Consider the following 5,007-nt stretch of genomic DNA (forward strand, 5'->3'; position numbering starts at 1 on the left):
CCGCCGTACGTCGGCCATCGCGGCTGGGTCGGCGTGCGCCTGGACGGCGAGGTGGACTGGGACGAGGTCGCCGAGGTGTGCCAGGACGCCTATCGTGCGGTCGCGCCGAAGACCCTGGTCAAGCGGCTCGACGAGGCGTGATCAGGCGGTGCGGGGTGATCAGGCGGTGCGGACGTCGGCGACGATCACCGTGACGTTGTCGGGGGCGCCGTTCTCCAGCGTGCGCTGGACCAGCTCCCCGGCGCAGGTCTTGCGGTCCTCGTGCTCGCGCAGCGTGGCCACGATCACGTCCTCCTCGACGTAGTCGGTCAGCCCGTCGCTGCACAGCAGGAACCGGTCCCCCTCGCGGATCGGGATCATCCGGCCGGCCGGGCGGAAGTCGCCGCCCTGCACCGCCTGCGTGACCAGCGCCCGCTGCGGGTGCCGGCGCGCGTCCTCCCGGCTCAGCACCCCTTGATCGACCAGCGCCTGCACGTAGGTGTCGTCTCTGGTGAGCTGGGTGAACTCGCCGTCGCGCAGCAGGTAGCAGCGGGAGTCGCCGACGTTCAGCGCGGCCACCCGGTCGCCGGCCAGCATCAGCGCGGTCACCGTGGTGCCCATGCCGGTGTGCGACGGGTCGGCGGTCACCTCGGCCTCGATCTGCCCGTTCGCCGACTCGACGGCCCGGATCACGTCGTGCAGCGGCTCGTCGCTGCCGGGCTCGTCGTCGATGGCCGACAGCGCCCGCACCACGATGTCGCTGGCCAGCTCGCCCGCGGGCAGACCCCCTATTCCGTCCGCCACCACGAACAGGCGCCGGCCCACGAAGACCGCGTCCTCGTTGTTGGACCGCACCAGGCCCTGATCGGTCGCGGCCACGGCGCGGATGACGAAGGTCATGGCCCAAGACTGCCAGGCACCGGATTCGGTGTCTCTAGTACCTGTTACGTAGGGTTGGAGTCGTGATGCCGGTGCCGATGGTGGGACGCGAGAGCGCGCTGCGCGAGTTGCGTGAGGCGTGGGCGCGCGTGCGACGCACCGGGCGCACGGTGCCGGCGGTGATCACGGGCCTGCCGGGCACGGGCAAGAGCACGCTGATGGCGGCCGCCGCGCCGCAGGGTGCGATCGTCGGGTCGGCCCGGCTGCACTCCCCCGCGCCCTACGACTGGCTGGCGGCGGTGCTGGCCGGGCGCGACCTCGGCGGGCTCGACGTGCCCGGTGACGCGCTGCGCTGGCTGGCGCAGGATCCGGACCTGCCGCGGGAGCGGTTCACGCCGGACGCGCTGCTGCGGATCGCGGTGGCTACCGTCCGGGCGCTGGTGGGCGGTGCTCCGCGCGTACTCGTGGTCGAGGATCTGCACGCCCTCGACCCCGCGAGCCTGAACCTGATCGCGGAGCTTGCCACCGCGGATCTTCCCGCGCTGCTGCTGGTGACCAGTCAGCCGCCCGACGCGGCCGTGTCCCCGCTGCTCACGGCACGCACGCTGGCGCGGCTGTCCGGCGTGCCGGGTGCGGTGCGCCACCACCTGAACGGTCTCGACGCGGCCCAGGTGGGTCAAATTCTCGATCACGTGTACGCGGGCAGCACGCTCACGCCCGGCCTCGCGGAGGCGGTGTGGCGGCGCACGGGTGGCAACCCCTACCGCCTGACGGAGCTGCTGGCCGTCGAGGGCGCGAACGGGCCGGCGGGCCTGGTGCCGGCGCCGGACCTGACCGCACGCGAGCGCGAGGTGCTGGGGCTGCTGGCCGAGGGGATGTCCAACAAGCAGATCGCCCGGGCGCTGGGCATCTCGGTCCGCACGGTGACCGTCCACGTGTCCAACCTGCTCCGCAAGACCGGCGCGGCCTCCCGCACCGAGGCCGCCCTGATGGCCATCCGCGCGGCCTGAAAGCGCGGCCCGACCGACGCGGCCCGACCGATCACATGGTCCGTGCGGCCGTCGCCGCGGCGTCGTCGGCCACCTCTTTGAGGGCGACGTCGAGGTCGGTCGGCGCCAGGCCGAAGGTCCGCTCGGTGAGCGTCGAGTCGAGGCGGAACGGCGCCCAGAACTGGTAGTCCATCTCGGCCAGCTCGCGGCCCATCGGCCAGACCAGGCCGGCCGCGCGGGTCGTCCACCGGGGCAGCCGGCGCAGCGGCACCGGGCCGGTCCCGCTGACCGCGAAGTAACGGCGCGCCAGGTCGCGGATGGCGATCGGCGCCGGCGACGGCACGTGCCACGCCTTGCCGTAGGACCGCTCGTCGCGGGCCAGGGTGATCAGCGTGCGGGCCATGTCGCCGGTGTAGGTGAACGAGTGCACCTGGTCGATGTCGGCCGGGCACCACGCCGTGCGGTTCTTGGCGATGGCCGGCAGCAGCGCGAACGAGAAGATCGAGTTGGCCCGCGCGCCGATGTAGTCGGAGCCGCGCGCCTCGAACGTGCGCACGCCACTGGCCAGCGCGTCCTGCCACATCTTGATCCGCACACGGCCCTTGCGGCCGGTCGCGGCGAGCGGCGAGTGCTCGGTCATCGGGCCGGGCAGCGGTCCACCGTAGACGTACAGGTTCCCGGTGATCGCGTACACCAGGTCGTTGGCCTTGGCGGCGGCGATCATCGCGTCGGAGAGCGGCGGCCACTTCTTCTCCCACTCCGTGTATTGCGGGTTGGCGCAGTTGTAGAGGGCGAACGCGCCCTCGGTGAGCTCGGTGAGGCGGCGCGTGTCGGCGGCGTCGGCGGCGACCAGCTCGATCAGTGGGTGCTGCGGGCCCCGGCCGCTGCGGGTGATCATGCGGACCCGCTCGCCCTGGTCGGCGAGCTGACGGGCGGTTGCGGTGCCGACGGGCCCGGAACCAACGATCGCGTGCATGGTGTCCTCCTTAGTGAGCACTGCTCTCTGTCCAGACCAACGATGCCACCGCAATCGCGCGTCGTCAAGAGCAGTGCTCTCGTTTGTGGCAGACTGTCTCCATGAGCGCAGCATCGATCCGCGCCCGGGTCCGGGCCGAGATGACCGACGAGATCAAGGCGGTCGCCCGCCGCCACCTGGCCGAGGACGGGGCCAACCTCTCGTTGCGGGCGGTCGCGCGCGACGTCGGCATGGTGTCGTCGGCGGTGTACCGGTATTTCGCCAGCCGGGACGAGCTGCTCACCGCGCTGATCATCGACGCGTACAACGCGCTGGGTGAGGCGGCCGAGGCGGTGGCCGGCTCGGGCCCGTTCACCGGCCGCTACCTGGCCGTGGGGCACGCGGTGCGCGACTGGGCGCTGGCCGGCCCGCACGAGTGGGCGCTGATCTACGGCAGCCCGGTGCCCGGTTACCAGGCGCCGCGGGACACGGTGGGTCCGGCGACCCGGGTGATCATCCTGATCGGGCAGCTGGTGCGCGACGCGTACGCGGCCGGCGAGACCGCGCACGCCGACCGGCCGCCGCAACCGCTGGCCACCGAGCTCGCCACGATCGGCACCACCGTCCGGCTGGACGTGCCGCCGGCCCTGGTCGCGCGGGCCATGTCGGCCTGGATCCACCTCTGCGGCGCGGTCAGCGCCGAGCTGTTCGGCCAGCTCAACAACACGATCGACGACCGGCGCGCGTTCTTCGAGCTGCAGCTGAGGGATCAGGCGGCGCTCATCGTTCGCGGATGACGCGCCACGAAGCGGGGTGGCGCGACATTCGGTGCCACCGTCGGTCACAATCGCAGCCGTGACGACCACGATTCATCAGCGCATCGCGGAAGAGCTCGGAGTGCGGGAGGGGCAGGTGACCGCCGCGGTCGACCTGCTCGACGGCGGCGCCACGGTGCCGTTCATCGCCCGCTACCGCAAGGAGGTCACCGGCACCCTCGACGACCAGCAGCTCCGGACGCTGGAGGAACGCCTCTCCTACCTTCGCGAGCTGGAGGAGCGCCGGGCCGCGGTGCTCGAGTCGATCCGGTCGCAGGGCAAGCTGGACGACGCCCTCGAGGCGCAGATCCTGGCCGCCGACTCCAAGGCGCGGCTGGAGGACATCTACCTGCCCTTCAAGCCGAAGCGCCGGACCCGCGCGCAGATCGCCCGCGAGGCCGGCCTGGAGCCGCTCGCCGACCTGATCTTCGGTGACCCGGCGCGTGACCCGAGGGCGGAGGCGGCGGCCTTCGTGGACACCGACAAGGGTGTCGCGGATGCGCAGGCGGCCCTCGACGGCGCCCGCGCGATCCTGATCGAGCGCTTCGCCGAGGACGCGGACCTCATCGGTGAGCTGCGGGAGCGCATGTGGACGCGGGGCCGGCTGGTGGCCAAGGTGCGTGAGGGCAAGGAGACCGACGGCGCGAAGTTCGCCGACTACTTCGACTTCGCCGAGCCGTTCCCCAAGCTGCCGTCGCACCGGATTCTGGCGATGTTCCGCGGGGAGAAGGAGGAGGTCCTCGACCTCACGATGGACCCGGCCGCCGAGCCCGATGTGGAGGACCGCTCCTACGAGGCGTCGGTGGCGGGCCGGTTCGGGATCGTCGACCAGAGGCGGCCGGGCGACAAGTGGCTGGCCGACACCGTGCGCTGGGCCTGGCGTACCCGGATCCTCATCCACCTGGGCGCCGACCTGCGCGTGCGGCTCTGGCAGGCGGCCGAGGACGAGGCCGTGCGGGTCTTCGCCGCCAACCTGCGCGATCTGCTGCTGGCCGCGCCGGCCGGGACGCGGGCGACGATGGGCCTGGATCCGGGGTTCCGCACGGGCGTCAAGGTCGCGGTGGTCGACGGGACCGGCAAGTGTGTGGCCACGAGTACGATCTACCCGCACGTGCCGCAGAACAAATGGGACCAGTCGCTGCACACGCTCGCCGAGCTGGCCAAGCAGCACAACGTGGATCTCGTCGCGATCGGCAACGGCACGGCGAGCCGGGAGACCGACCGGCTCGCCGCCGACCTGATCAAGAAGCACCCCGACCTGAAGCTGACCAAGGTGATGGTCTCCGAGGCGGGCGCTAGCGTGTACTCGGCGAGCGCGTACGCGTCGCAGGAGCTGCCCGGCATGGACGTGTCGCTGCGCGGCGCGGTGTCGATCGCCCGCCGCCTGCAG

5 protein-coding genes are annotated in these 5,007 nt (G+C 72.2%); 3 read left to right on the plus strand and 2 right to left on the minus strand.

The genetic code is table 11. From position 1 onward, the window contains the following. Nucleotides 1–159: 159 nt before the first annotated feature. Nucleotides 160–879 (minus strand): protein phosphatase 2C domain-containing protein, encoded by a 720-nt coding sequence (locus AB0M20_RS26780; protein WP_364302747.1) that lies wholly within the window; start codon nt 877–879, stop codon nt 160–162. Between the two features lie 65 nt (nt 880–944). Here AB0M20_RS26780 and AB0M20_RS26785 point away from each other — a divergent pair, with 65 nt between their 5' ends. Continuing rightward, nucleotides 945–1,868 (plus strand): LuxR C-terminal-related transcriptional regulator, encoded by a 924-nt coding sequence (locus tag AB0M20_RS26785; RefSeq protein WP_364302755.1) that lies wholly within the window; start codon nt 945–947, stop codon nt 1,866–1,868. Between the two features lie 31 nt (nt 1,869–1,899). Here the strand turns inward: AB0M20_RS26785 and AB0M20_RS26790 are convergent, their stop codons facing one another. Beyond that, nucleotides 1,900–2,823 (minus strand): NAD-dependent epimerase, encoded by a 924-nt coding sequence (locus AB0M20_RS26790; protein WP_364302749.1) that lies wholly within the window; start codon nt 2,821–2,823, stop codon nt 1,900–1,902. A 101-nt stretch (nt 2,824–2,924) separates the two neighbouring features. Between AB0M20_RS26790 and AB0M20_RS26795 the strand changes: the two genes are divergently transcribed. Both AB0M20_RS26795 and AB0M20_RS26800 read left to right on the plus strand, forming a co-directional pair. After that, complete coding sequence (locus tag AB0M20_RS26795; RefSeq protein ID WP_364302751.1) at nt 2,925–3,599, plus strand: TetR/AcrR family transcriptional regulator; 675 nt, start codon at nt 2,925–2,927, stop codon at nt 3,597–3,599. 58 nt (nt 3,600–3,657) lie between these two features. Further along, nucleotides 3,658–5,007 (plus strand): Tex-like N-terminal domain-containing protein (locus tag AB0M20_RS26800; RefSeq protein ID WP_364302753.1); only part of this gene is annotated, 1,350 nt, incomplete at its 3' end.

Source organism: Actinoplanes sp. NPDC051633 (assembly GCF_040681735.1).
Classification (GTDB): Bacteria; Actinomycetota; Actinomycetes; order Mycobacteriales; family Micromonosporaceae; genus Actinoplanes.

Coding starts and splice junctions, on each gene's coding strand:
- AB0M20_RS26785 (WP_364302755.1), top strand. CDS start 945: ATGCCGGTGCCGATGGTGGGACGCGAGAGCGCGCTGCGCGAGTTGCGT.
- AB0M20_RS26795 (WP_364302751.1), top strand. CDS start 2,925: ATGAGCGCAGCATCGATCCGCGCCCGGGTCCGGGCCGAGATGACCGAC.
- AB0M20_RS26790 (WP_364302749.1), bottom strand. CDS start 2,823: ATGCACGCGATCGTTGGTTCCGGGCCCGTCGGCACCGCAACCGCCCGT.
- AB0M20_RS26780 (WP_364302747.1), bottom strand. CDS start 879: ATGACCTTCGTCATCCGCGCCGTGGCCGCGACCGATCAGGGCCTGGTG.